Origin of the sequence: Pedobacter sp. Leaf194 (genome assembly GCF_001423945.1) — a bacterium.
Classification (GTDB): domain Bacteria; phylum Bacteroidota; class Bacteroidia; order Sphingobacteriales; family Sphingobacteriaceae; genus Pedobacter.
In genome coordinates this window covers 213,472-236,983 of the sequence record NZ_LMPU01000009.1, presented here as the reverse complement: position 1 = coordinate 236,983, position 23,512 = coordinate 213,472, and the positions used below count along the sequence as shown (strand labels likewise).

Below are 23,512 nucleotides of genomic sequence, written 5' to 3'. Positions count from 1 at the left end.
TTCCAGTTACGTAAATAAGTCGTTCGTTTAGAAATAATGCTCCATCCCAAACTAATTTCAACAATTGCTGTTCAATTATGAATTACCCTAAAAAATATGAAGAAGCTACTTAGCATTTTGCTGTTTTTAACTATTGTTACCGCGTTTTCAGCTTGTAAGAAAACAAGACCAGATGACTCAAATCCGCCTTCAACTTCGCCTTTTGATATTTATGCTGCAGGCCGTGAGGGCAACGTGGCGAAATATTGGAAGAATGGTAATGGCGTTTCGCTTGGAAGCGGAACAGGTTCGTCTGATGCAAATGCGATGGTCTTAGTTGGTAATGATATTCATATCGTGGGTTATGAGGTTAACGCTTCCGGAAAATATGTAGCAAAATATTGGAAAAATGGTAAGGCAACATCACTTACCGATGGTACGCAAGATGCCTTCGCGAATGATATTTTTGTGCAGGGAAGCGATGTGTACGTCGCCGGGCAGGAAATAGCGGCCGGGAAATCAACCTATCAGGCAAAATATTGGAAAAATGGCGTTCCGGTAATTTTGACAAATGATAACCAGAACGCTGTTGCAGCCGGTATTGCGGTTATTGGCAACGATGTTTACGTAATAGGCGAGTACAGAAATCTAGATTGGCCATCAACAATTACCTGCTACTGGAAAAACGGACAATTGTTTAACCTATCCGACCGCACCCGGGCAGCCGCCGACCAGGCATTAACAGTATCGGGAAGTGATTTATACCTTGTATGGTCTGAAAGTTATAATAGCTCCGGTCAATCTCAAACCCGCTACAGTAAAAATCTTGGAAATCCTATACTTATTAATGAAAGCGCAGCAGATGTAAGGGGCAACTCTATCACGATTAGTGGCTCAGATGTATATATTGGGGGTTCGGGTACCACTGCTGGTACCAATGCAATAGTTGCAAAATATTGGAAAAATGGTTCGCCTGTCAATTTATCCAACGGGCCTGAAAGTGCGTTTGGCCATTCAATTGCTGTTTTAGGTGATGACGTTTACGTTGCGGGATATCGCGACGGCAACAAAGGGAGTGATGCTGTAGCTCAATACTGGAAAAATGGCAATGCCGTAGCAATTACCAATGGTTCCCAGGCTGCACTCATCCGTAAAATTATTGTAGTAAAAAAGTAATTGAATATAGCCTTTGCAACGAGTCGATGAGAAATTATCTACTCAAAACGAATCCCTGGTTACAAACTGCTGTTTACAAGCCAGGTCATGGCTTCTTCTGCGTTTTCAAAAAAGGAAATTTCTGCCTGTTTATCTTCATTTTCGACACTCTTTTGCGCCGAAAGCTGGCTGAATGCACTTTCAGATAATACCCACGAAAAAAACTTGAGTCCGGCGAGCTCCATCAATGGCAGCCAAACTTTTGCTGCCCAATCCGAAGCTTCTGACCAGGTACCGGGAACCAGGCGATTATCATTAAAAACTTTGCTGCAACGATTATTTCTTAGGTATTCAATCATAAGCAAGCCACCATGTTTAACAGAGTGCATGTCCTGATAGCCAGTCCAGTTTACATGCATAATATCACTATCAACCGGGCATGAAATTGTGATGTAGCGGTCCTGATAATAATTGTCTGTTTTAATGTCTGCCTCGAAACGAATTCCTTCATTTATCGGTAGTTTAAAAGAAAAGACTGAACCATTGCCAAGGCTGCTTTCAATCCAGAAACTACCACCATGCCTTTTAATAATGTCAGCAGAAATGTACAAGCCAAGTCCAAGTCCATCAAAGCGGGTTGCCGAATTATCGGCACGGTAATAACGTTCAAATAGCCGCTTCAAATGGCTTTCCTCAATCCCGATTCCATAATCCGTTACCGAAACCACCAGGCTTTCTTCAACTACCGTGCAAGTGATTTCTACCTTATCCGATGAAGGGGAATATTTCACGGCATTAGAAATGAAGTTGTTAATCACCTGCTCAAGCCTGTACTGATCGCCATTGATAACCGTATTGCAATCATTCTGCAGCAGTAGCCTGTGACTGGGAAAAATTTGTGCCATCTCTGCGATAGCATTTTTTAGCATATCAGAAAAATTGAACGGTTCAAGGTTCAAAACCATTTTTCCGGCGTTTATTTTGCTTACATCTAGGAGGTCGCCAATTAGTTTTTCTAAACGCAAAAGCTGTCCGGCAGAGCGCTCGAGGTAATCTTTTATTCTGCCTTCATCAGCAATTCTGAGCAAGAGCTGATGAAAGCCTTTTATGGTGGTGAGTGGTGTTTTAAGTTCATGGCTGGCTATAGAAATAAACTCATCTTTTCGAGCCTCATTTGTTTTTTGATTGTGGATATTTGTATTGGTGCCTACCCAGATATTCGATTTTCCGCTTTGTGCCACTATTTTTGCAGTGGCGAGATGCCAATAATAATTACCGTCTGCAAAAAGCAACCGGAATTCGTTGCTGTATTCCTGTCCGCTATCCACTGAGGCGTTCCAAAGGCTTGTACTGTAGTTCAGATCTTCAGGATGAACAAAGGCTTTCCATCCATAATCTAGAATGGTTTCACTTGTATGGCCAAAATCCTGACAAATTACCTCATTTACATAGTCTAACTTACCAGCGCTGTTCGCTGTCCAAACCTGTTGAGAAATTGCGTTAAGCAACAAAGTTGCCGATGGTTGTGCCGCTTCTGGATGTGATATTTCTTTAGATTGCTCGGTGTCTTTCTTGTTATGCTCATCAAAAGAACGGTCGTGGTCAGGCCTCATACTTCAAATTTACAAAAATCGGCCGAAGAAAGCTTCTAAGCATTCAAAATCTTTGGTGGATAAATGATAATAGAAAATTCTTCTCGAAGGAAAAATGTTAACAAATCTTTTTGGTTTTGCTAAATAAGTTAGCAATTTTTGTATATGGATATCAAGGCAGCAACTGAGCAGGTAGAATTAAAAATCGGTAGTGAGGTAATAATCATCAGCGGAGTAAAGGGCGACAACACTTTATACCGAATTATGATTAATCAATCTTTTAGAGGATATATTCAAAAACGTGCAGATGAGTTTTACCGGGTGGATGGTTCGAGCATACACGACCTCATTTTTGCCCGGATTGCTAACTTCATGATGAATAATGTTTAAGACTAAGAAGGTGAATGCCGGTGGATTATAGTGTGTTCTGCAGAATCAGCTTGATGAAATTGCTAAAATTTTCTTCAGACCGTTTCTTCGGGCTTGTAATTTTAAATGGGTATCTCAGTTAGGTGTACAAAATGGTTTCAGCCAAGCCTCAAAATCCGAAGTGGCGGTTTAACTTCGGTATTTTTAAAATTTTGTACGACCAGAAATTATTATCGATAAATTTATTTAGCACAGGATATAATTCTTAAATTGTGTTAACTAAATCGCTCCTATGAAAACGTTACTTTCCCTAATTGTTATAGTATTCGCCTGGCAAATGTCTGTTGCTCAAAGTTTAACGGGCTACGAAATAGAAGTAAACGTATCGCATGTTAATACAAAAAAGATCTTCCTGACAACAATGAAGCGCACTCCCGCTCAGAATCTCTATTGGCCTGTTATTGATTCCACTTCAATTATAGATGGCAAGGGTATATTTAAACGTGATAGCGTACTTGCAGAACCATCCTGGTCATCTGGAATTTATTATGTAGACACGTTGAGCGGGAAACGTATGGATTTTAGCTTTCACAATAAAGCTCAAAATATGGGAAAGCATGGAAATTTTATTCTCGAGAACGCCCGGATTAAGATTTATGGAGATATGAAAGATGCATCAGGTTTGACGATAACAGGATCGAATGAGACGGATATGAACATGCGTTATGGGCTTTTGCAACCAAATACCTCGAAGATAAACAAACTGATAGATGCAGCAAAAAAGAAAGGTGATAATAAAGGCTTGTCGGTAGCCTTAAGTGCAAAAAATGATAGTGTAAGGTCATTTAAACAATTGCTTAACAAGCTAACGGAACAGCATCCTACGAGTTGGATGATCCTCATAAATGTGTATCAGAACGCAAGCCTGCTTACGCCATCAGAACTGGCAGAAATTACCGGTAAATTTGATAAAACATTGCTAGCCACCCCTAAAGGCAAATCGCTGGTAAATTTCACGCAGAGGAGCAAAAGTTTGGTGATTGGCGCAAAATTTCCAACTTTTAATTACGTTAACAGCGACGGAAAAAGAACAACGCTGGATAATGTTAAAGGTAAAAGAGGAACTTTAATAATATTTTGGGCAAGTTGGTGCGGGCCATGCCGTCGCGAGATTCCGGAATTAAAAAAGATTTATAAAAGTTATACACCAAAAGGCATTAATATGGTTAGCATTTCTACTGACCATGATATCGTTGCATGGCGCCAGGCGATGAAGGAAGAATCCATGGCCTGGACAAATCTTTCAAACCTTCCTGGTGATGGTAAAATAATCAACTCAACATATAATATCTATGCTATTCCATCGGTATTTTTACTCGATGCTGAGAACAAAATAGTTATGCCAGATGAATATGATATCCCGACAATAAGAGAATATATTGAAAAGTTGCTTAGCAGGGGATAGTGTGATTCGTTGCAAGAAGGGCAACAAGGCTATTCATTATAGTAATCTTTGAACTTTTTCCGTCGGATCAATTTTTCATTTTGGAACATTCCTGTAAAAGCTGAATAAAAAATGGATATCTGAATTCTTGAAAATGAACAATCCGAACAATCAATGTTGCATCAGAACGTATTACCTTTGTTATGTGATAGGTGAGAGCGTCACAAGCAATAGATTATTTTTGGTATAGGTAAAGGGTAAACATATTTTGTTTGCCCTTTTTTTGTAGACTTTAGCGGTTGGAAATGTTGCCGGCACTTATTAAAACGGGTATCAATTAGCCACGGGATTAATTTCTTTCCCTCTTTGGATCCAGCTTCAGAATTAAAAATTATTTTTTAGCAAGCGGCTCGGCACCTCACACACAGAGATCGTTAAGCGACAATTGACTTAAAAATTGGATGAATAGGAAATTTACAGATCTAATTATTTACGCCTGATGCTTGCTAATTGCTATATCTCGTGTTTAAGAATCGAAATATTCGAAAAAGACGTTAAGGTAAAGGAATTTATAAAGAGGAGAAGTGAGAGCTTAATCCAGATTTAGTAGGTGTTGTCTTGGTCATTAGGAATTTGCTTGGCTGATGATAAGCTCGAAATGATAAACCCAAAGGAGGTTAAATAGAATACGGATACGATGATTAGGAATGTGCTCATAGCTTTAATTATTTGGTTAGTGTAATTAAAACATTAAGGTATCGTAAAACCTCGTTAAAAACGAATGAATTCGAAGAAAAGTTATTAACATCTAAACAAGAACATCGTTCGCTATCTAATCGGTTTTTACTTCTGCGTCGCGTTTTCCTAAAATGAGATGTGTAATCGCTCGTACTTTAACCCGTTACTTATTAAAAGCATTTTATAGCAAGCTGCTAAACGGGCAGTGTAAACCAAAAAGTACTGCCTTTGCCAACAACACTTTCTGCGCCAATGTCGCCGCCATGCTGCCTTACAATTTCTGCACAGATAAACAAGCCTAGGCCAAGTCCCGAATAACGGCCGCCGCTCGTATTTACCTGATAGTAACGGTCGAACAGATAAGGGAGTTTTTCAGCCGGTATCCCAGGACCTTCGTCAGTCACCGCTACCTGTACAAAGCCCGATCGAGGCGTTATTCTAATTTTTATATGATAACTTTCTGGTGCATACTTAATTGCGTTTGTTATAAAGTTGCTGAGCACCTGCTCAATGCGGCCTTCATCTGCCAAAACAGAAACAGTAGCATCTCCAATTGTCGTAATCTTATAATTATCTTCAATGCGAATGTGGTGCACACAACTTCCAATCATTTCACTTAAGTTAAATGATTTTTTATTGAGTTTGAGTTGTCCCTCGTTCAGTTGACTGGCATTTAGTAAATCGTCGATCATTTCTGTTACCCGGCCAACATTGTGATTGGCTTTATCGATAAGGCCCGCCATGCGTTCAGAACCTTCCGTTTTCATTCTTTGCAGCAGCTGTAGAATTGCCTTTAAGCTTGTAATTGGCGTTCTCAGTTCGTGACTGGCAATATTGATAAACTCATCCTTCTTTTTCAGCGCACCAATGTGTTCGTTTACATTTAAACAGGAGCCAAACCAGCTGGTTTGATCGTCATCGCCAAATACAAAACGCGACGCTTTTAGCTGATGCCATTCATAATTACTATCCTGGTTGCGCAACCTGATGAGTTGGTTAAATTCACCGCCAGATGACTGGCTTTTTCTCCAACCGCCAAGCAGGCCGCGAAGTTCTTCCGGATGTACCTTTGCTAAAAAGAAAGAAGTTCTGGTTTCCTGTTTGCCACAATTAAAGTATTCGCAGAACCGGGCATTGAAATAATTAATGCGTCCGGTAGAATTTGCCGTCCAAATCATTTCATGTGCCAAATCTGCCATAAATTCCAGGCGTTTTTGTTCGCGTTCGGCAAAATTCTTCGCTTTTAGTAGTTCCTTTTCGTATAGTCTACGCTCGCTGCTATCGGTAATTGCAACATTAATGGCTTTTATTTTACCATTTTCCCCAATGATGGTATTTGCAGCCAATAGAATGGGTATCGAGCTGCCGTCGTTGCAAATAAGTTCATAGCTAAGTTCCTTTACACGCCCTTCCATACTTACCATCGGCAGGAAAAACATTTCAAAATGCATTTGTCCACCTTTTGGTAGCAGCATGGTAAATTTATTGCCAACCAGTTTTTCGTCTGATTTGAGCCAGGTAAGTAAAGTCCTGTTAACCTTTAAAATTTCGCCCTTTAGCGATAGTGAGCAATAACCACATGGCGCACTATGGTATAATTCGTCGGCATCAATGAGCGCTTCCAATGTATCTTTCGTTCCGCTCATGGCTTCGCTTTATTTGATTTTAATTAACGAACGCTTTAATGGCCTGAATTGTTTCTTCCGGCTCACTAATGTGTGGACAATGGCCTGTTGCATTTAAGAAAACAATCTGATTTTTTGGTGTGTGCTCGTTAATAAACTTGCCAACTGCATCGGGGGCGATAATATCTTCGGCGCATTGTAAAGTCAAACTTTCTACCGTGAGGTTGCCAAGGTCGGCACGGTTATCGGAGAAGAAAGTAACCTTTGCAAAATCTTTTGCTACATCAGGGTCAGTTGCGCAAAAACTTGACGTTAAAAATCCACCAAGTTCCGGCCTTTCTGCATTACCCATAATATTTGGTGCCATCATGCTTGACCAGCCGAGGTAGTTGCCTTCCATAAGTTCAAATAACTTCTCAAGGTCTTCCCGCTCAAACCCACCAACATAGTCACCTTCGTTCAAATACCTGGCCGAAGGCCCAACAAATACAAGCTTAGAAAAGTATTCGGGCGCTTTAATCGCCGCTAAAAGGCCAATCATACAACTTACGGAATGGCCTACAAAAATGACGTCTTTAAGATTTAAAGCTTCACAAATATCGAGTACATCCTGTACATAGCCATCAATAACGCCGTATTTGGTGGTGCTGTATTTGCTGATGTCCGATTTACCAGATCCGGTATAATCAAACAATACAACTTTAAAATCATCAGTAAAGGCATCGATCACAAATTGCCATGCAGTTTGATCGCAACCAAATCCATGAGCAAATAGTATTACTTGCTGTCCGTTTCCAATAATGTTGACGTTGTTTCGGGCGAGCGTAGGGTGTAACATGGGCATTAACTAATATTGGGTAAAGTTAATATAAATTCATTCTTTATCAAACCTATGGTTCCCGCCGGCCCTTCAAGTTCACTGCTCTAATCAGCCGTATATGCCGATATGCCACCACCCTGGCAATGGAAAGTACCCCAGCCTTCATCATTAATTACTACTGCCTCACTAACCGTACCCAGGCGGTCTCTAAAAGTTTTGCCAGCAAAGGCATGCCCCATAAACATATCTTTAAAACCCGCTTCGCCGTTTGACATGACAACAGCAATACCCGAGCCTGGTTTTTCCTCAGCGCCACTTACCGTCCAGCCAATACAATTAGGATGGTCGAAATAATCAGTTTGCTCGCCGTAAACGTTATTTTTCCTCAAGCCAAGCATAGTCTGTATTTCGGGTACAGGCTCAAGTGTAATTTCATGTTTTTCACCATCACTACCTTCATCACAATATTTTGCACCATATAAATCTGGGTAAAAAATACATGGATAGCCCGTAGATCTAAGCAGAATTAGTGCGTAGGCGAGGTGCCGGAACCAAAAATCTACAGTTTGTTCAAGCGACTGAAGCGGCTGGGTATCATGGTTCTCCACCAGTGTTACAGCAAGCTCTGGCCTCGCCTGCACAAGTGTTTCTTCGAAAATGGTCGAAAGGTTATAATCTGCACCTTGTTTAGATGCTGTGGAGAAATTTGCCTGGAGGCAGGCATCGAATAGCGACATCCGGCCTTCTGTGGCATCGATATACTGAAGCATGTCATTTACTTTTCCTGGAGCCCAATATTCGCCAACAGTAAAAAGCTCTTTGTTGGTAACCGAACGCATATGATCTAACCATTCGTTATAGAAACCAACCGGCATATGTTTAATCGCATCTAGCCGAAGGCCATCAAAGGCAACAGTTTCATGAAACCATTCGCCCCATTTTTTAAGCTCTTCTACTACTTGCGGATTGCGAAAGTCGATATCTGAGAGCATCAAATAATCATAATTTCCATTTTCAGTATCAAGAACTTCCTGCCAGCCTTCACCGTACTGATTTTGAATGCTAAAAATGGCCGTTTCACCGGTCGAATTATCAAAATCTACCCCGGTAAAACATTGAAAATCCCATTCGAATGCAGAATATTTTTTATTTCTTCCCGGGTGAGTAAATTTTGTAAAAGCTTCTATTTCATAAGGTTCTGAAATGAATTCATTGCGGTTATCAGGATTGACTTTTCTAACCATCACCGGTTCAGCTTCATCGCCGCCGCCAAGGTGGTTAAGTACAATATCCATGTAAACCTGTAAACCCGCCGCCTGCCCGGCTTTAACTGCACGTAGCAATTCCTCTTTTGTTCCGTATTTAGTGCCAACGCTGCCTTTTTGGTCAAACTCACCCAAGTCGTAATGGTCATAGATGTCGTACCCAGGTGAATTTTTACCATCCATGCCTTTATGCGCAGGAGGGAGCCAAAGGGTATCGATGCCAAAAGCTTTCAGTTCCTCAGCTTCCTTTTCCATCTTTTTCCACAAGCTTCCGTCTGCAGGGTAGTACCATTGAAAATACTGCAACATTGTAAAATTTTCCATTCTGTAATCTCGGATTTGATTGTTCAGCCATACAACTACATAAGCTAACATATTGTTTTGCTTTCTACCGCTTAGTTACTTTTCCCTGAAACTATGCCTTTAGCTTTCGCTGACCCATTAGAAATGGTTGTTGTTTGCTGCAGTTTATTTCCTGGTAGAACTGGGTTCAATCAATGTACATTCCGACACCAGATTGTAAAATCATTATTTAGTTTTTAATTGCCAGTGCGTATCCCTTATTTTCGAAGCAAAACAATCAGATACATGAGTTCTCTTTCTATTTTTCGCAAGGTTGCCGTGGCCGAAGGCGTTTCTTACCTGCTTTTATTATTTGTAGCCATGCCATTAAAATATTTTGTCGACATGCCGCTTGCGGTAAAATATACTGGCTGGGCGCACGGCCTTTTATTTGTTTTGTACGCCGCATGCCTGGTGTTGAGCTGGATGGAACAAAAGTGGAGTTTTGGAAAGGCTGTATTGATTTTTCTGGCTTCATTATTACCGTTTATGCCTTTTGTAGTCGATCGAAAACTGAAAGATGAGCGGCCGCTATAAATTGATATCCAAAGGCTTAAAATCTAATTTAAAATATTTTTGTGATTTAGCCTTTCGTTACATACATTTGCAACCCCGTCCAACACATGCCCGGATGGCGGAATTGGTAGACGCGCTGGTCTCAAACACCTGTGGGAAACCGTGCCGGTTCGACTCCGGCTCCGGGTACAGTAAAACAACTATAAGCCCTGTAAGTTAAACACTTACAGGGCTTTGTTTTTTAGCTCGACCACCGTTTTTCATGCATATTTATTAAATTCGATAAACTCAGTCATGAGTGCTTAAGATTGCTGTCCGCCAAGCGTTGAAGCAATTAATTCAGGTTAATAAGGACATTTGTGTCGATAACGCGAAATCAAAGAATTTTTAGGTAATGATGCAAGCTGGTTGCCGTTGATAATATCTGAGTGATTAGCGGTCGATGAAATTGCATTATACCAGGCTAATGGGAAAGATGGATTCTTTTCAAGAGACCTTGGTAATATGGCTAATTCGAATAAAAATATTTATTTCGACACCAGAATTTCATGATCAACAGAGCCAAGAATTTTATGCAGATTGCGATTCCGCTCTTAAGTTTTATGATTACAATTTTCGTAGTTGTAATGTCTGAAATTAGATTGGATAGAAAGAATATACAAATTAACGAATTGCTAATGCGTATTTCAAAAATTGAAAAAGCCAAAAGATAACAAAACATCACTAATTGCTGTAAACCAGTAAAAAAATCCACCAGCATTATATCATCAATGCTGTTGTTTCAAAAACTTAAGGGCTGCATCTAAAATTTCATCTTTACTTTGAATAATTCCCCGTATAGATGGCGCTACTTTGATAGTTGGCTGAATTCCCAAACGCTGTAGCTGACGACCGTCAGCGTGGCGTACTCCATGCCCTGAGAAGGAAACTTTTATATTTCCGGGAAGAATCAGGTTGGTTACATCCCCGTTTGCACCAGCTGTTGGCATCCCAATAAATGTAATGTCAGGCCTTGCAGCTTCAAAAAACAGTGCCGTGTGTTCTGCCTGGCTTTGGGCGGTTTCATCTATCAGCATAACTACACGTCCTTTATAAACCTCACCATGTTCGCGTTTTGGAATTCGCTGTGAAAAAGTAAAATTTGTTGCTCCGGAAAACTCCCCGTCGGAAATATTTTTCCCCTCAATCAAAGGATTATCAAACAGCGCAGCGATTGGCTGTACTTTGGTGCTGAGACGTGGTGCAATTTGCCAGGCTGTTCCATTAGGATAGCCCCGCATATCAAAGATAACAGCCGGCGTTTTCATTATCATTTTAAACATAGAATCGACCTGGTTTGGCTGTAACCTGTCAAGATCTACGTAAGCAAACCCGGAAGATAAAATTGAAATTACCGGTTTGGCTGCTCTGGAGAATTTAAAGTCGTTAAACCGCGGGTCGTTCGCGGCCACGTTCCTAACCGTTTCAACCTTTCGGATTTTTCCATCCAGGCCCTTTACCACAAATACAGCCTTCGAATCCTTTTCGCCTCTAAAAATTCCATAGCCATGCACCTGCCTCATCATAGATTGCGAAGTAGAGGCAGAGATGCGAACCGAAAAGTTTTCTAATATCTTATCAATGGGTATTCCGTCCACTTCCTTAACAACATCACCTGTTCGGAAACCAGATGATTTTTCTAACACCCCACGGATGTAGGTCTGATTTTCTGCATAGGCCTCTACAGTTGGGGTAAGAAAGATCTGGGGTGGATTCTTGAGTCGTGGTGGCGAAAAGAAACCGTGCGAATCGTGGATTTCAGCAACTAATTTGCCTGCGCTAAGGCGATAATCTGCGACATTCCGGTTTGCCTCAAACTGGGGAATATACTTTGTAAGCACGGTGTCCCAGTTGGTGCCGGTAAGTTGCTTGTACGGGAAGAAATAATTTATCACATTCCAAAACCTAAACAGTGCTAACAAGCGGTATTCCGAGTTGGGAAACTCCATTTCAGCATAGGTATTATCCTTTTGGGAAATTTGAGGCGTACTAGATGCGTTTAGCTTTTTTTCCGGTTTTCTAAATTTATCATCCGACAGAATCTTCATTGCCGCAGGCATTGCATTCCCTTTTTCAGCAAGTACATCAGGCATAAAACCTATAGCGCCGTCAGCAGAAACCATTTCGGCAGTTCTTAAACTAACCATCAGTCCTTCTCCAATTTCCAGCGTGTGCCCTTCAGTACCTAAATCATTGCTTTCTGATACAATAATGGCTTTACCGGCTGACTGTAAGCCGCAATAGAGCGGCGAAAGTGCTGAATATTTATCCATCAAAATGACCATCGGCAGCATTTTTGGCGCCCCGGCAAAATCTTTTCCGATACCCACAGGTGCATCGGTGGTAAAGCCCGAATAGTAGCCGCCGGAGGTCGACCCATCCTGAGGTGGATAGCCATTGTGCAAGCGGTATCGTATAGTACCCAAGGTGATTTTCGAATCCAGTATTTCTGAAATGATATTACGAGTGTTATAATCTATATCATACAAAATATTCTGGTCTGTATTTTCCCCTGTGCGGCTATCAATAAGAACAGATTTCGCCTGCTCATAAAGACTGAAAAATTTTTGATTAAAGTTCCTCAGATTTTCTTTGCTCTGAGCGGTGTATTTAGCGGCAGCAAGTACATTTAAATGAAGAATGCCGCTTTCGAGTTTCACAGGTTCAGGTTCCGAAGCTGATTTTCCATCATTTGATATTTTGGTCTTTACAAAAGAAAAGGTTTGATTATCCTTTAATTCCCCCAACATCAGGTTTATAGCTTCTGAATACTCCTCTGCGGTTCTCGCAGCATTTACTTTTGGGATCGCATTTATCAATGCCCTATCCCAATCGATACTTCGGTATGCGATATAAGGGTGTATGAATTTAACTTCACCCCAGATTTTGGCAAGGGTTGCGAGGCGCTGGATGCGCTTATCGGCCTGTGCCAAAAGAATGCTCGTGCTGCCAAGAGAAATTATAGCAGATAGCAATAAAAGTTTTACTAATTTCACGGTTAAAGATTTAAGAGCCAATAATATACGTATGCTAAGATACAAAATTACGAACCGGATTTTTAATTTTTACAAACTAAATCCATTTCCATACAGGTAACTAAGTTTTTATGATTTGCTGCCTTTTCGCAGGTTTTAAAAACAATTCTGGCAGCAATTTCTTTTATCCTTGGTATACAACTTTAATTGAAGCTATATATTTGAATTGTTAACTTGCCAAATCTCTAGGTCCAGTTAATGAAATTCTGAAACATTCAACATGATAAAAAATTTACCGAAAACACCAATAGAAAAAATTATTGCGCCGGTTAGTCGTTTTGTTCATTTGGAATATACCAGTGGAATTGTACTGCTAATTAGCGTGCTTGTAGCCATATTGTGGGCCAATTCTAGTTTAGGGGAATCTTATCATCATTTATGGGAAACGCCTTTCAAAATAGGTCTTGGTGAGCATTTGTTGGATAAGCCACTACACATCTGGATAAATGACGGACTCATGGCGCTGTTCTTCTTTGTAATTGGCCTTGAGCTTAAACGGGAATTTATGGAAGGGGAATTATCTACCGTTTCCAAGGCTCTTCTACCGATGACCGCCGCACTTGGCGGCATGCTCGTTCCGGCAGGAATCTACTTTTTAATAAACAGAGGAACGGGGGCGGAGCATGGATGGGGCATTCCAATGGCAACCGATATTGCCTTTGCACTTGCCCTGCTTTCTATGGCGGGCAAACACATTCCGGGAAGTATAAAAGTTTTCCTTTCTGCACTCGCCGTAGCCGACGACTTGGGAGCGGTGTTGGTTATTGCTTTTTTCTATACCGGCCAGGTAAACTTCATGGCGCTTGGCATTGCCGGGATTTTTTTGCTCATACTTATTATTGGAAACGCTATAGGCATTAGAAACAGCATATTTTACCTGATATTAGGGATTGGCGTGTGGATAGGCTTTCTGTTATCAGGTGTCCACGCTACACTTGCGGGGGTGCTGGTTGCATTTACCATTCCAGCCCGAACCCGCATTGATGAGCAGGTTTATTCGAAAGTTTTACGCAAACTTACAGATGATTTTGACCGGGAGATTCCCAGTAACAGCACACTTACAACGCCTGATCAGCACCGAACAATTCAGCAGGTTAAAAATTTAAGTCTCGCCGCCGAAACGCCCTTACAGAAGATTGAACATGCATTGCACCCGTATGTCGCTTTTTTAATTATGCCGCTATTTGCACTGGCGAACTCAGGTATTCTGATTGGGGCCGATTTTTTCTCGGCGGTATTAAATCCTGTTTCGATAGGGGTGGCAGCAGGCCTGGTTTTCGGAAAGTTTATCGGCATACTCCTCTTCTGTTTTTTAATGGTGAAATTAGGGATAGCCCGATTACCAGAATATAGTAACTGGACGCACATGACAGGCGTAGCATTGCTCGCGGGTATAGGCTTCACCATGTCGCTTTTTATAAGTGGATTGGCCTTTTCAAACCCGGAGTATGGTGAACAAGCCAAATACGGAATATTAATCGCTTCTGTTTTAGCGGGCGTGTTGGGAACAGTTGTGCTCCGGAGAACTCGGCAGCGTAAAACGAAATTTAACGAAAACGATGGAGGAGCATAAATCGGGGCTGGCAGCATACATCAGGCTTTTTTTTCAACGCAGATTTAACCTGCACCTCGATAAGGCAAATGAGGAGGAAGTAGTTGCTGCTATTAAAGCCAATACCATTTTTGTTGGGCCAAGCCTGTGGAAACTCATTTTTGCGATATTCATTGCCTCTATCGGTTTGAACGTAAATTCGACTGCGGTAATTATCGGGGCAATGCTTATCTCTCCACTTATGGGTCCAATCATTGGCATCGGTTTGGGTATTGGCACAAATGATTTAAGTTTGGTAAGGCAGGGTGGAAGAAACCTGCTGATTGCAGCTTTAATTAGTATTGCGACCTCTACGCTTTATTTTTATATTACGCCATTACACGATGCACAAAGTGAGCTGTTAGCCCGCACTACACCATCAATCTGGGATGTTTTTATTGCCTTTTTGGGCGGTCTGGCCGGCGCAATTGCCGTTACCCGAAAAGAGAAAACAAACGTAATTCCTGGGGTTGCCATCGCTACAGCACTTATGCCACCGCTTTGCACTGCTGGGTTTGGATTAGCCTCAGGAAATCTTCTTTTTTTTGCGGGTGCAATTTATCTTTTCTTCATCAACAGCCTTTTCATTTGCATCTCAACCTACCTTATCGTTCGATTTTTAAAGTTCAACAAAAAACATTTTGAAGACAGAACTACCGAAAAAAAGGTGTCGAGATACATCCTCATTACCGTGTTGATAACCATTTTGCCAAGCATTTACCTCGCCTATGGCATTGTGCAGAAAAGCATTTTTGAAAATAGCGCACAGCGTTTCGTTCGTGAGGAATTCGATTTTCGAAATACACAGGTCGTAAATAAAAGTTTCAAGTACTCCCGTAAATCCAGGGAAATTGATTTGCTGTTAATTGGCGCAGTGCTGCCCAAATCTAAAATGGATAGCATTCGGACTAACCTGACGCTTTACAAGCTGCAAGGCGTAAAGCTTACCATCAGGCAGGGATTAGATGCAGGCGCTAACGTAGATTTTTCCCAAATTAAGGCAAGTATAATGGAAGATGTCTTCAACAGGGATTCAATCAAAACGAAAAACATAAATGATATTGAAGAAACGTCTTCTGTGCCGGAAATTCGTGAAGAGGTGAAAAGCCTCTTTCCAACCATTAGGAGCTACAGCCTAACAAACGCAATTTTCACCAATACTGATACGCTTAAGGCAGATACAATACTCCAGTTTACGGCGATCTTAACTGCAGAAATGTCTGTTTCGGATCGATACAAACTCGAGAAATGGCTGAAGGCGAGGCTTAACTCAAATAGGCTTACAATGGCATTCCAATAGGTATATTTTGACTTTCAAAGTCACGTCAAAAAAAGGTCTGCGCTCTGTTTCTACCAGAAACAAGCCGAATTGAAAATAACTTTTGAAATGCCTGTTTGAATTTATCGCTTAACTAAACTGTCCTCTTTCCAATAAGGATATCGTATTTAGCTGAACCTTGTTCAGTCTTTCCTGAAGTTCTAAAGCTTTGGTTTTTTCGATGAGTAAAGCCTTTAATCGGTTAACCTCCGCTGCCAGCCGCTTTTTTTCATGTAGTTCGATTTTTGAGAACGCTTTGCCGCTTTCATAATAACTGAAGAAATTATAATCTAAGAATTCACTAATGCGCACTAACGTTATTATGTCAATCGTGGCGGTATTCAATAATTCCTGAACTTTTGTTTTACTGATTTCCAGCGCTGCGGCAATCTCCGAAACAGAAATATTTTTATGTTTCATTTCCTTCCAGATCATTAAACCTATGTTTACGCTCATTTTTTTCTTAAGATGATTAGTAATCAAAATTACGCAAAGGATTATGAAGGCTAACGTTTTTGTGGTAATGATAATTAGTCTAAATATCTTCTCGCAAGGAGGCTATTCAAAACAAACCTTTTGCAGTCGTGGTAGCAAAAATGTTTAAAATTAAGCTGTCGGCGTACTTTGATATCTCCCAGTTAAAGACTTATGTGTTAGAAAGTAGACATGTTCAGATTCACATCAACGGGTTTTTGCGTAATGATTTCTTACCCGGCTCAAAGTTTCCCGCGATACGCCCAGATAGGAGGCAATCATGTGCAACGGTACGCGATTAAAAATATCGGGATAGTTTTCAATAAACATGGCATATCTTTTTTCAACTGTGTCGCTGATGTTGCTCATAATTCTGTTCTGACTGGCATCGAAACTCCTGGCTTTAAGGTTGAAAATGAAGTCTTTAAAATTGGGAATATTCTGGAGCAGTTTTTCGAATTTGTCTTTTTTAATGATTAGCACATCACTATCCTCAAGTGCATCGATGTTGTTTTTTGAAGGGGTATCATTATTATAGCTTTCCTGATCGCTGAGCCACCAGTTTGCAACTGCGAATCGTAATATGTGTTCATTTCCGTCTTCGCCAATGCGGTAATTTCGCAGGCAACCCTTTGCAACAAAGCAATTGAATCCACAAACCTCACCTTCTTGTAAGAGGTATTGCCTCTTGCGTAATTTCCGGCTAACAACTACAGAAAATATTTCTTCCAGTTCCTCTTGGTTGAGAATTGTATTTTCCTTTAAATAAGAGGCGAAGATTTCTAACATAACTTTGTATTAAACAAAACTATTAAAAAAAACCGCAAATCAGGATGGTTTAAGCAGTTCTTGCCACTTTTTTCTTGTACCAATCATAGCATGCGCCGGCTTTAAGTAGCAAAAAATCTGTGACATTTATCACATAAAAATCGCGTCAAATGTCCTCGTAGAACGATGGTGATATACAGAACTTTGTTTACGTAGAAAACGTGAAAAATTAAACAATACAAAAATATCAATTATGGATCTTAAATTAAATGATAAAATTGCCCTTGTTACAGGGTCTACAACAGGGATAGGATTTGCGACCGCGAAGTCGCTGGCAACAGAAGGTGCAACGGTTATTGTAAACGGAAGAACACCTGAACGTGTAAATTCAGCGGTAGCCCAGATCATGGCAGAAACCGGTAACTCCAAAGTTTTTGGAATAGCAGCAGACCTGGCGCAGCCTGAGCAGATTGAAAAGCTTGTTCTGCAATTTCCCGATGTAAATATTCTTGTAAATAATGCGGGCGCTGCCCAGCCCAAAGCTTTCAAAGACATCTCAGACGAGGAGTGGTTAAGCATTTATGAAATGAATGTGATGAGTGGAGTCCGCTTGTCCCGTGCATATTTGGATAATATGCTAAAAGCAGACTGGGGACGGATAATCTTCATTTCAAGTGAATCGGCCATACAAATACCAGTCGAGATGATACAATATGGTGTTTCGAAAATTGCGCAAATTGGCCTGTCTCGTGGTTTGGCCGAAATGACGGTAGGCACGGCAGTTACGGTGAACACCATTTTACCCGGACCAACATCAACTGAGGCGATATCTGGTTTTATGAAGGCAACAGCCGAGCAACAGGGTTTAAGCGATGAAGAGATGGAGAAAGTATTTTTTACCAGTATGCGTGGTACATCAATACTTAAACGTTTTATCGAGCCTGCTGAAATCGCAAACCTCGTTACTTATGTTGCAAGTCCGCTTTCTTCAGCCACGAACGGTGCCACACTTCGTGCTGATGGTGGCGTAATAAAATCAGCAATCTAAACTGACCTCAATATTTTCAGGAAAATTGCTTAAAGCCTTGCATCGAAAATGCAAGGCTTTATTTTTTAATAATAAAAAGTAATTTTAATTGCACATCTTTTATGGAGGCCCGGCATTGCCAGTTTTAACATCGCCAATTTTTTTATAGTTTACCATGATAAGGCCTTTGGAAGTGACTTTACTTTCCACTATTTCAAAAGCAGCGGGAACTGCTTGGCCATCAAACAGCTTTTTCCCTTTACCCAAAATGATGGGATGTATGTTTAACCAAAACTCATCTACCAGCCCATGATGAAGCAAGAGTTGAACAAGTTTGCTACTGCCCCAAACATTAATATCTCCGCCTTGTGATGCTTTGATTTGTTTTATGCTTTCAATATCGTTTATAAATGCAACGTTCGACCATTCCGTGCTATTAACCGTGTTGGTAAAAACGTATTTAGTTACTTCATTTATCCCAAGCCAGTATTCTGCATGACTTGGCCAGTATTTCTCCCAGATTTCAAAAGTCTTGCGGCCAAGGAGCAATTCAGCTGGCTTCAATTGTTTCTGCATAAACTGGCCCGATTCTTCATCACCATAGGGAGCTACCCAACCACCAAGGGTGAAGTCATTATCAATGTCTTCTTCAGGGCTACCCGGACTTTGCATCACGCCATCCAGTGTAATAAAGGATAGAACGGTTATCTTTCTCATTTTTAGAATTTGAATAACTTGATTAATGATTAAAGTTGCGCCATTAAATTTAAACAGGCGAGGTGCATATGCGACATTTCACAAGGCAAAAGAAGACATGCAGTCAAAAAACGCATTGTTTTATGGATCAAAAAAAAGCCCTCAAAATTTCTTTTCTGAGGGCTTTGATTCGTGTTGTAATTTCTTAAATCCTTCCAGGATATTGCTGTAAGGCAACTTCCAAACAATCCATTGCGGTATTTAAATCATCAGTATTTAAAACATAAGCCATCCGTACTTCATTTTTGCCAGAGCCTGGCGTAGAATAAAATCCTGTTGCGGGTGCCATCATAACCGTTTGGTTATTGTAATCAAACTCTTCTAAAATCCACTGGCAAAACTTATCTGCATCGTCGATAGGGAATTTTGCCACTACATAGAATGCGCCTCCAGGGTTTGGACAAAAAACACCATCTATATTGTTTAACCGGCCAACTAAAGTGTCTCTTCGCAAAGTATATTCCGTGTTTACCTTTTCAAAATAACTGTCCGGCGTGTCAACAGCTGCAGCTCCCGCAATCTGCTCAACCATACCCGGGCTTAGCCTTGCCTGCGCAAATTTCAATCCTGATGCAATAACGTCCTTATTTTTTGTAATTAAACATCCTAAACGTGCGCCACATGCGCTATAACGTTTAGAAACTGTATCCATAATTACGACATTTTCATCAAGGCCGGCCAGGTGCATTGGCGATATAAACGCCCTGCCATCATAACAAAATTCACGATATGCCTCATCCGAAAACAAGAAAAGGTCGTACTTAATACATAGCGATTTGAGCGCTTCCAACTCTTCTTTGGAGTACAGATATCCGGTAGGATTATTAGGATTGCAAATAATTATCGCCTTTGTTTTTTCGGTAATCAGCTTCTCAAATTCCGCGATGGGTGGCAGTGCAAAACCGTTTTCTATATAAGATAAAATGGGCTTTACAATTACATTGCTCATGCATGCGAAGCCATTATAATTGGCGTAAAATGGTTCTGGAATGATAATTTCATCACCTTCATTAACACAGGTTTGCATTGCTATTGTAATGGCTTCAGATCCACCAACAGTTACCAGAATGTTTTCGGGAGCAATGTTGTAACCCAATTTGTTGTAATACTCAGTCAGTTTTTCGCGATAAGCCAAAGTACCTTCTGACGGCGTATAAGCCCAAACATTAAAATCGATGTTCTTAATCGCGTTTAACATTCCTTCTGGCGTTTCAATATCCGGCTGGCCGATATTTAAATGAAAAACCTTCTTACCGTCTTTTTTCGCTTTGTCTGCAAATGGTGTTAACTTTCTGATTGGCGATGCAGGCATCTGCAAGCCTTTTTGTGAAATCTTTGGCATGGCACAAAAATAAAAAAGTCCCGGTTAAAACCGGGACTTTTTAAAATTATCGTTTAAAAAATTACTTGGACGCTGCCGCAACAGTTTCACCTTTAATATAAAGTACTTTTACTGGTGTTTTAGCATTAGACGTTACCGTAACCGTTTTGGTAAAAGGTTGTGGTGCACCAGCAGCACTAAATGTTACAGAAATTGTACCTGTTTCACCTTTCTTTAATGGAACTGTTGTGTATTTTGGTGTTGTGCAGCCACAGCTTGCTTCTGCTTTTGTAATAATTAATGGCTCTTCGCCAACATTTGTGTATTTAAACTCATAAGTTACAGGCTTATTAACCGTAATTTTTCCAAAATCGTGGGTTTCTGCCTCAAATTTAAATTCAGCTGGTTTTGCAGCCGTTTGCGCATTTGCCATCAAACCGAAGCCAGCTACAAAGGCGATTAATACTAAGATCTTTTTCATGTTTATGTGTTGAAATCGTTTTTTTGTTTTAACTAAACAAATTTAATATTTATCTAACAAAACAAAAACTATTCCAAATATATTTTGCTGATCCATATATAATTTTACAGTAGAGGTTAAAGGCAAACTTTTAATTTTGTATATATTTGCTGCAACCAATATTTGATTACGATGCAGAATGGAAAACTGATTACCAATTCTATTGATGGTTCTGAACTAAGTTTTAACGACTTTAAATCCATCGTTAAAAATGATTATAAAATTGCTTTTGAGAGCAGGCAGGCCAGCATTCTAGGACGCAGAGAGGTGCTTACAGGAAAGGCAAAATTCGGCATATTCGGCGATGGAAAGGAAGTTCCTCAAATTGCTATGGCGAAAGCCTTTAAAAACGGCGATTGGCGTTCCGGCTATTATCGTGATCAAACTTTTGCATTTGCCGCAGGCATTTCTACCATAAAGGAATTTTTTGCACAATTATACGCTAATCCGAGTGAGAGCGCCGATCCATTCTCCGGTGGCAGGCAAATGAATTGTCACTTCGCTACAAAATCCATTAACGAAGATGGAAGCTGGAATGACTTAACACAAATTAAAAACGTTTCTTCTGATATCTCACCAACTGGTGGCCAAATGGCCCGTTTGGTTGGTTTGGCTTATGCATCGAAATTATTCAGAAATAATAAAGAACTCGATTATCTAAAACATTTTTCTGTAAATGGAAATGAAGTTGCCTTTGGTACCATTGGAAATGCTTCTACATCTGAAGGTGTTTTCTTCGAAGCAATAAACGCTGCGGGCGTGCTTCAAATTCCTATGGCGGTTTCCATTTGGGATGATGCGTATGGAATCTCTGTTCCGGCAAAATACCAGACAACAAAAGAAGATATTTCGGAGGTATTAAAAGGTTTCCAAAGGGATGAAAAAAACCTTGGATACGAAATTTATAAAGTTAAAGGTTGGGATTATCCTGCATTGTGTGAGGTTTACGAAAAAGCAATTAACGTTTGCCGAGAAGAACACGTACCGGTATTAATTCATGTTACCGAACTTACTCAACCCCAAGGGCATAGTACCTCGGGTTCCCATGAAAGATACAAATCGAAAGATAGACTGGCCTGGGAAGTGGAGCATGATTGCATTGCAAAAATGCGTGAGTGGATGCTTGAATCTGCAATTGTAACGGACGACGAGCTTGCCGAGCTTGAGAAAAACGCGAAGGTTTTTGTTCGAAATGCGCAGAAGGAAGCCTGGAACGAGTTTTTGGACAGCATGAAACCTGAGCAGAAAAGCGTTGTAGATTTTATTGCTGCAATGGCTCAGCATCAGCCTGAACTGGCCAAACTTTCTTCTCAACTTGCTTCAACAGCTGATGCTCAACGCAGGGAAATTTTCGTCGCTGCGAGAAAAGCAATCCGTTTATCGGCAGGGAAATCCACAGCAGAGCGAGATGCTCTTGTTGCCTGGTATAGAAATCAGGATGAAAAGAATTACAAACGCTACAATTCAAAATTACATACCGGTGGAAATGATGGTCCGGAGAAAACTGCCGTGGTACCTGCCATTTACGATGACCTTTCAAAAATGGTTGACGGACGTGAGGTTTTGAATGCCTGTTTTGACGAAAATTTTTCGCGAGACCAACGTTTGGTTGCTTTTGGCGAAGATTTAGGAAATATTGGCGATGTTAATCAGGGGTTTGCAGGTTTGCAAACTAAATATGGTGAATTAAGGGTTACAGATACCGGCATACGGGAGATGACCATTATGGGGCAGGGTATAGGCCTGGCCATGCGTGGCTTAAAACCAATTGCTGAAATCCAATACCTTGATTATTTAATATTTGCGCTAAATGTGTTAAGCGATGACCTGGCAACACTTTCTTACCGAACAAAAGGGATTCAGAAAGCACCGGTAATCGTAAGAACGAGAGGGCATCGTTTGGAAGGAATCTGGCATTCAGGTTCTCCGATAGGCATGCTTTTAGGTTCGTTAAGAGGTTTGCATTTATGTGTTCCGCGTAACATGACGCAAGCCGCGGGTATGTACAATACGCTTTTTAGAGCCGACGAACCCGCTGTTGTTATCGAATGTTTAAATGGCTATCGTTTAAAAGAAAAACTTCCAAATAATGTTGGCGAATTCACTATACCGCTTGGCCAGGCGGAAGTGCTGGAAGAAGGAACAGATATAACGGTTGTATCTTACGGTTCATCGTTGAGAATCGTGCAGGAAGCCGCAGAAGAACTCCTTTTGCTTGGAATATCAATAGAAATTATCGATCCACAAACACTTTTGCCTTTCGATAAGCAAAACGTTTGTGCATCATCCTTAAGGAAAACCAATAAACTGCTCATTGTTGACGAAGATGTACCAGGCGGCGCATCTGCCTATATTTTGCAGCAAATTTTAGAGCAACAAGAAGGCTATTTCCACCTTGATGGCAAGCCACAAACATTAACGGCAAAGGCCCACCGGCCACCGTTTGGGTCTGATGGAGATTATTTTAGTAAGCCCTCAGTTGATGATGTCGTTGAAGCGGTTTATCAGATGATGCACGATTCAAACCCCGCAAAATTTCCTGGTATATTTTAACCGGAACGATCGTCTTTATCAGCAGGTACCTCTTTTGTAGTAAATAAAAACAAAAGAGGTATGATCTGCTTTCAGGTTATGTAAAAAACGCTTTTCATTATCATAATCAAATAAAAAAGTTATATTACGCCCTGTTTAAGAAATCAATCAGTCCCGTTAATTTATTTGCCATTCTTCTCATTACCAGTGCTTACACGCTGATTTTTTTCAGTATGAATTTTTTATTCTCAGTTGTAGTCTAGCTAATGGTTTTCATGTGCTTCAA

At 40.6% G+C, this 23,512-nt stretch carries 18 protein-coding genes and 1 tRNA gene; 9 read left to right on the top strand and 10 right to left on the bottom strand.

Annotated elements, in window-relative coordinates; genetic code table 11:
- Positions 1-96: 96 nt before the first annotated feature.
- Positions 97-1,155 carry a hypothetical protein gene (locus tag ASG14_RS11180; protein ID WP_056871155.1) on the top strand — a complete coding sequence of 353 codons (1,059 nt, stop codon included), beginning with the start codon at positions 97-99 and terminating at the stop codon, positions 1,153-1,155.
- Positions 1,156-1,214: 59 nt separating this feature from the next.
- Here ASG14_RS11180 and ASG14_RS11175 read toward each other — a convergent pair whose 3' ends face one another.
- A complete protein-coding gene (locus tag ASG14_RS11175; protein WP_056871154.1) occupies positions 1,215-2,747 on the bottom strand; it encodes a PAS domain-containing sensor histidine kinase in 1,533 nt (510 codons plus the stop codon).
- 144 nt (positions 2,748-2,891) lie between these two features.
- Here ASG14_RS11175 and ASG14_RS11170 point away from each other — a divergent pair, with 144 nt between their 5' ends.
- Together ASG14_RS11170 and ASG14_RS11165 are read left to right on the top strand one after the other, a co-directional pair.
- The gene (locus ASG14_RS11170; protein ID WP_056871153.1) at positions 2,892-3,116 is read left to right on the top strand and encodes a hypothetical protein; all 225 of its coding nucleotides are present in this window, start codon (positions 2,892-2,894) and stop codon (positions 3,114-3,116) included.
- A gap of 271 nt (positions 3,117-3,387) precedes the next feature.
- Entirely contained in the window at positions 3,388-4,560 is a 1,173-nt protein-coding gene (locus ASG14_RS11165) for a TlpA disulfide reductase family protein (protein WP_082491526.1), read from the top strand.
- A 911-nt stretch (positions 4,561-5,471) separates the two neighbouring features.
- Here the strand turns inward: ASG14_RS11165 and ASG14_RS11160 are convergent.
- The 3 genes from ASG14_RS11160 to ASG14_RS11150 form a co-directional block, all read right to left on the bottom strand.
- Positions 5,472-6,923 (bottom strand): PAS domain-containing sensor histidine kinase, encoded by a 1,452-nt coding sequence (locus ASG14_RS11160; protein WP_056871151.1) that lies wholly within the window; start codon positions 6,921-6,923, stop codon positions 5,472-5,474.
- A 19-nt stretch (positions 6,924-6,942) separates the two neighbouring features.
- Positions 6,943-7,740, bottom strand: a complete 798-nt coding sequence (locus ASG14_RS11155; protein ID WP_056871150.1) for an alpha/beta fold hydrolase — start codon at positions 7,738-7,740, stop codon at positions 6,943-6,945.
- Between the two features lie 86 nt (positions 7,741-7,826).
- Complete coding sequence (locus ASG14_RS11150; protein ID WP_056871149.1) at positions 7,827-9,311, bottom strand: alpha-amylase; 1,485 nt, start codon at positions 9,309-9,311, stop codon at positions 7,827-7,829.
- A gap of 264 nt (positions 9,312-9,575) precedes the next feature.
- Here ASG14_RS11150 and ASG14_RS11145 point away from each other — a divergent pair, with 264 nt between their 5' ends.
- Positions 9,576-9,866: a DUF3817 domain-containing protein gene (locus ASG14_RS11145; protein ID WP_056871148.1), complete on the top strand. Its 291-nt coding sequence runs from the start codon at positions 9,576-9,578 to the stop codon at positions 9,864-9,866.
- An 88-nt stretch (positions 9,867-9,954) separates the two neighbouring features.
- Positions 9,955-10,034: transfer RNA gene (locus tag ASG14_RS11140), tRNA-Leu, on the top strand.
- A gap of 578 nt (positions 10,035-10,612) precedes the next feature.
- Here the strand turns inward: ASG14_RS11140 and ASG14_RS11135 are convergent.
- The gene (locus ASG14_RS11135) at positions 10,613-12,880 is read right to left on the bottom strand and encodes a S41 family peptidase (RefSeq protein WP_157274904.1); all 2,268 of its coding nucleotides are present in this window, start codon (positions 12,878-12,880) and stop codon (positions 10,613-10,615) included.
- Between the two features lie 259 nt (positions 12,881-13,139).
- On the opposite strand from ASG14_RS11135, the gene nhaA reads away from it, so the two are divergent.
- Together nhaA and ASG14_RS11125 are read left to right on the top strand one after the other, a co-directional pair.
- Positions 13,140-14,492: a Na+/H+ antiporter NhaA gene (gene nhaA / locus ASG14_RS11130; RefSeq protein WP_082491524.1), complete on the top strand. Its 1,353-nt coding sequence runs from the start codon at positions 13,140-13,142 to the stop codon at positions 14,490-14,492.
- Positions 14,479-15,810 (top strand): DUF389 domain-containing protein, encoded by a 1,332-nt coding sequence (locus ASG14_RS11125; RefSeq protein ID WP_056871146.1) that lies wholly within the window; start codon positions 14,479-14,481, stop codon positions 15,808-15,810. Before nhaA ends, ASG14_RS11125 begins: the two co-directional genes overlap by 14 nt.
- 108 nt (positions 15,811-15,918) lie before the next feature.
- Here ASG14_RS11125 and ASG14_RS11120 read toward each other — a convergent pair whose 3' ends face one another.
- Together ASG14_RS11120 and ASG14_RS11115 are read right to left on the bottom strand one after the other, a co-directional pair.
- Entirely contained in the window at positions 15,919-16,284 is a 366-nt protein-coding gene (locus ASG14_RS11120; protein WP_056871145.1) for a helix-turn-helix transcriptional regulator, read from the bottom strand.
- Positions 16,285-16,509: 225 nt separating this feature from the next.
- On the bottom strand, positions 16,510-17,091 hold the full coding sequence (locus ASG14_RS11115; RefSeq protein WP_056871144.1) for a Crp/Fnr family transcriptional regulator: 582 nt from the start codon (positions 17,089-17,091) through the stop codon (positions 16,510-16,512).
- 232 nt (positions 17,092-17,323) lie between these two features.
- Between ASG14_RS11115 and ASG14_RS11110 the strand changes: the two genes are divergently transcribed.
- On the top strand, positions 17,324-18,118 hold the full coding sequence (locus tag ASG14_RS11110) for an SDR family NAD(P)-dependent oxidoreductase (protein ID WP_056871143.1): 795 nt from the start codon (positions 17,324-17,326) through the stop codon (positions 18,116-18,118).
- Between the two features lie 99 nt (positions 18,119-18,217).
- Here the strand turns inward: ASG14_RS11110 and ASG14_RS11105 are convergent, their stop codons facing one another.
- From ASG14_RS11105 to ASG14_RS11090, 3 genes are all read right to left on the bottom strand, one after another.
- Positions 18,218-18,814, bottom strand: coding sequence for a dihydrofolate reductase family protein (locus ASG14_RS11105; RefSeq protein WP_056871142.1), 597 nt, complete (start codon positions 18,812-18,814; stop codon positions 18,218-18,220).
- A 184-nt stretch (positions 18,815-18,998) separates the two neighbouring features.
- Positions 18,999-20,195 carry a pyridoxal phosphate-dependent aminotransferase gene (locus ASG14_RS11095; RefSeq protein ID WP_056871140.1) on the bottom strand — a complete coding sequence of 399 codons (1,197 nt, stop codon included), beginning with the start codon at positions 20,193-20,195 and terminating at the stop codon, positions 18,999-19,001.
- 61 nt (positions 20,196-20,256) lie between these two features.
- Positions 20,257-20,655, bottom strand: coding sequence for a DUF1573 domain-containing protein (locus ASG14_RS11090; RefSeq protein ID WP_056871139.1), 399 nt, complete (start codon positions 20,653-20,655; stop codon positions 20,257-20,259).
- 171 nt (positions 20,656-20,826) lie between these two features.
- Here ASG14_RS11090 and ASG14_RS11085 point away from each other — a divergent pair, with 171 nt between their 5' ends.
- Positions 20,827-23,247: a thiamine pyrophosphate-dependent enzyme gene (locus tag ASG14_RS11085; protein WP_056871138.1), complete on the top strand. Its 2,421-nt coding sequence runs from the start codon at positions 20,827-20,829 to the stop codon at positions 23,245-23,247.
- Positions 23,248-23,512: the final 265 nt, after the last annotated feature.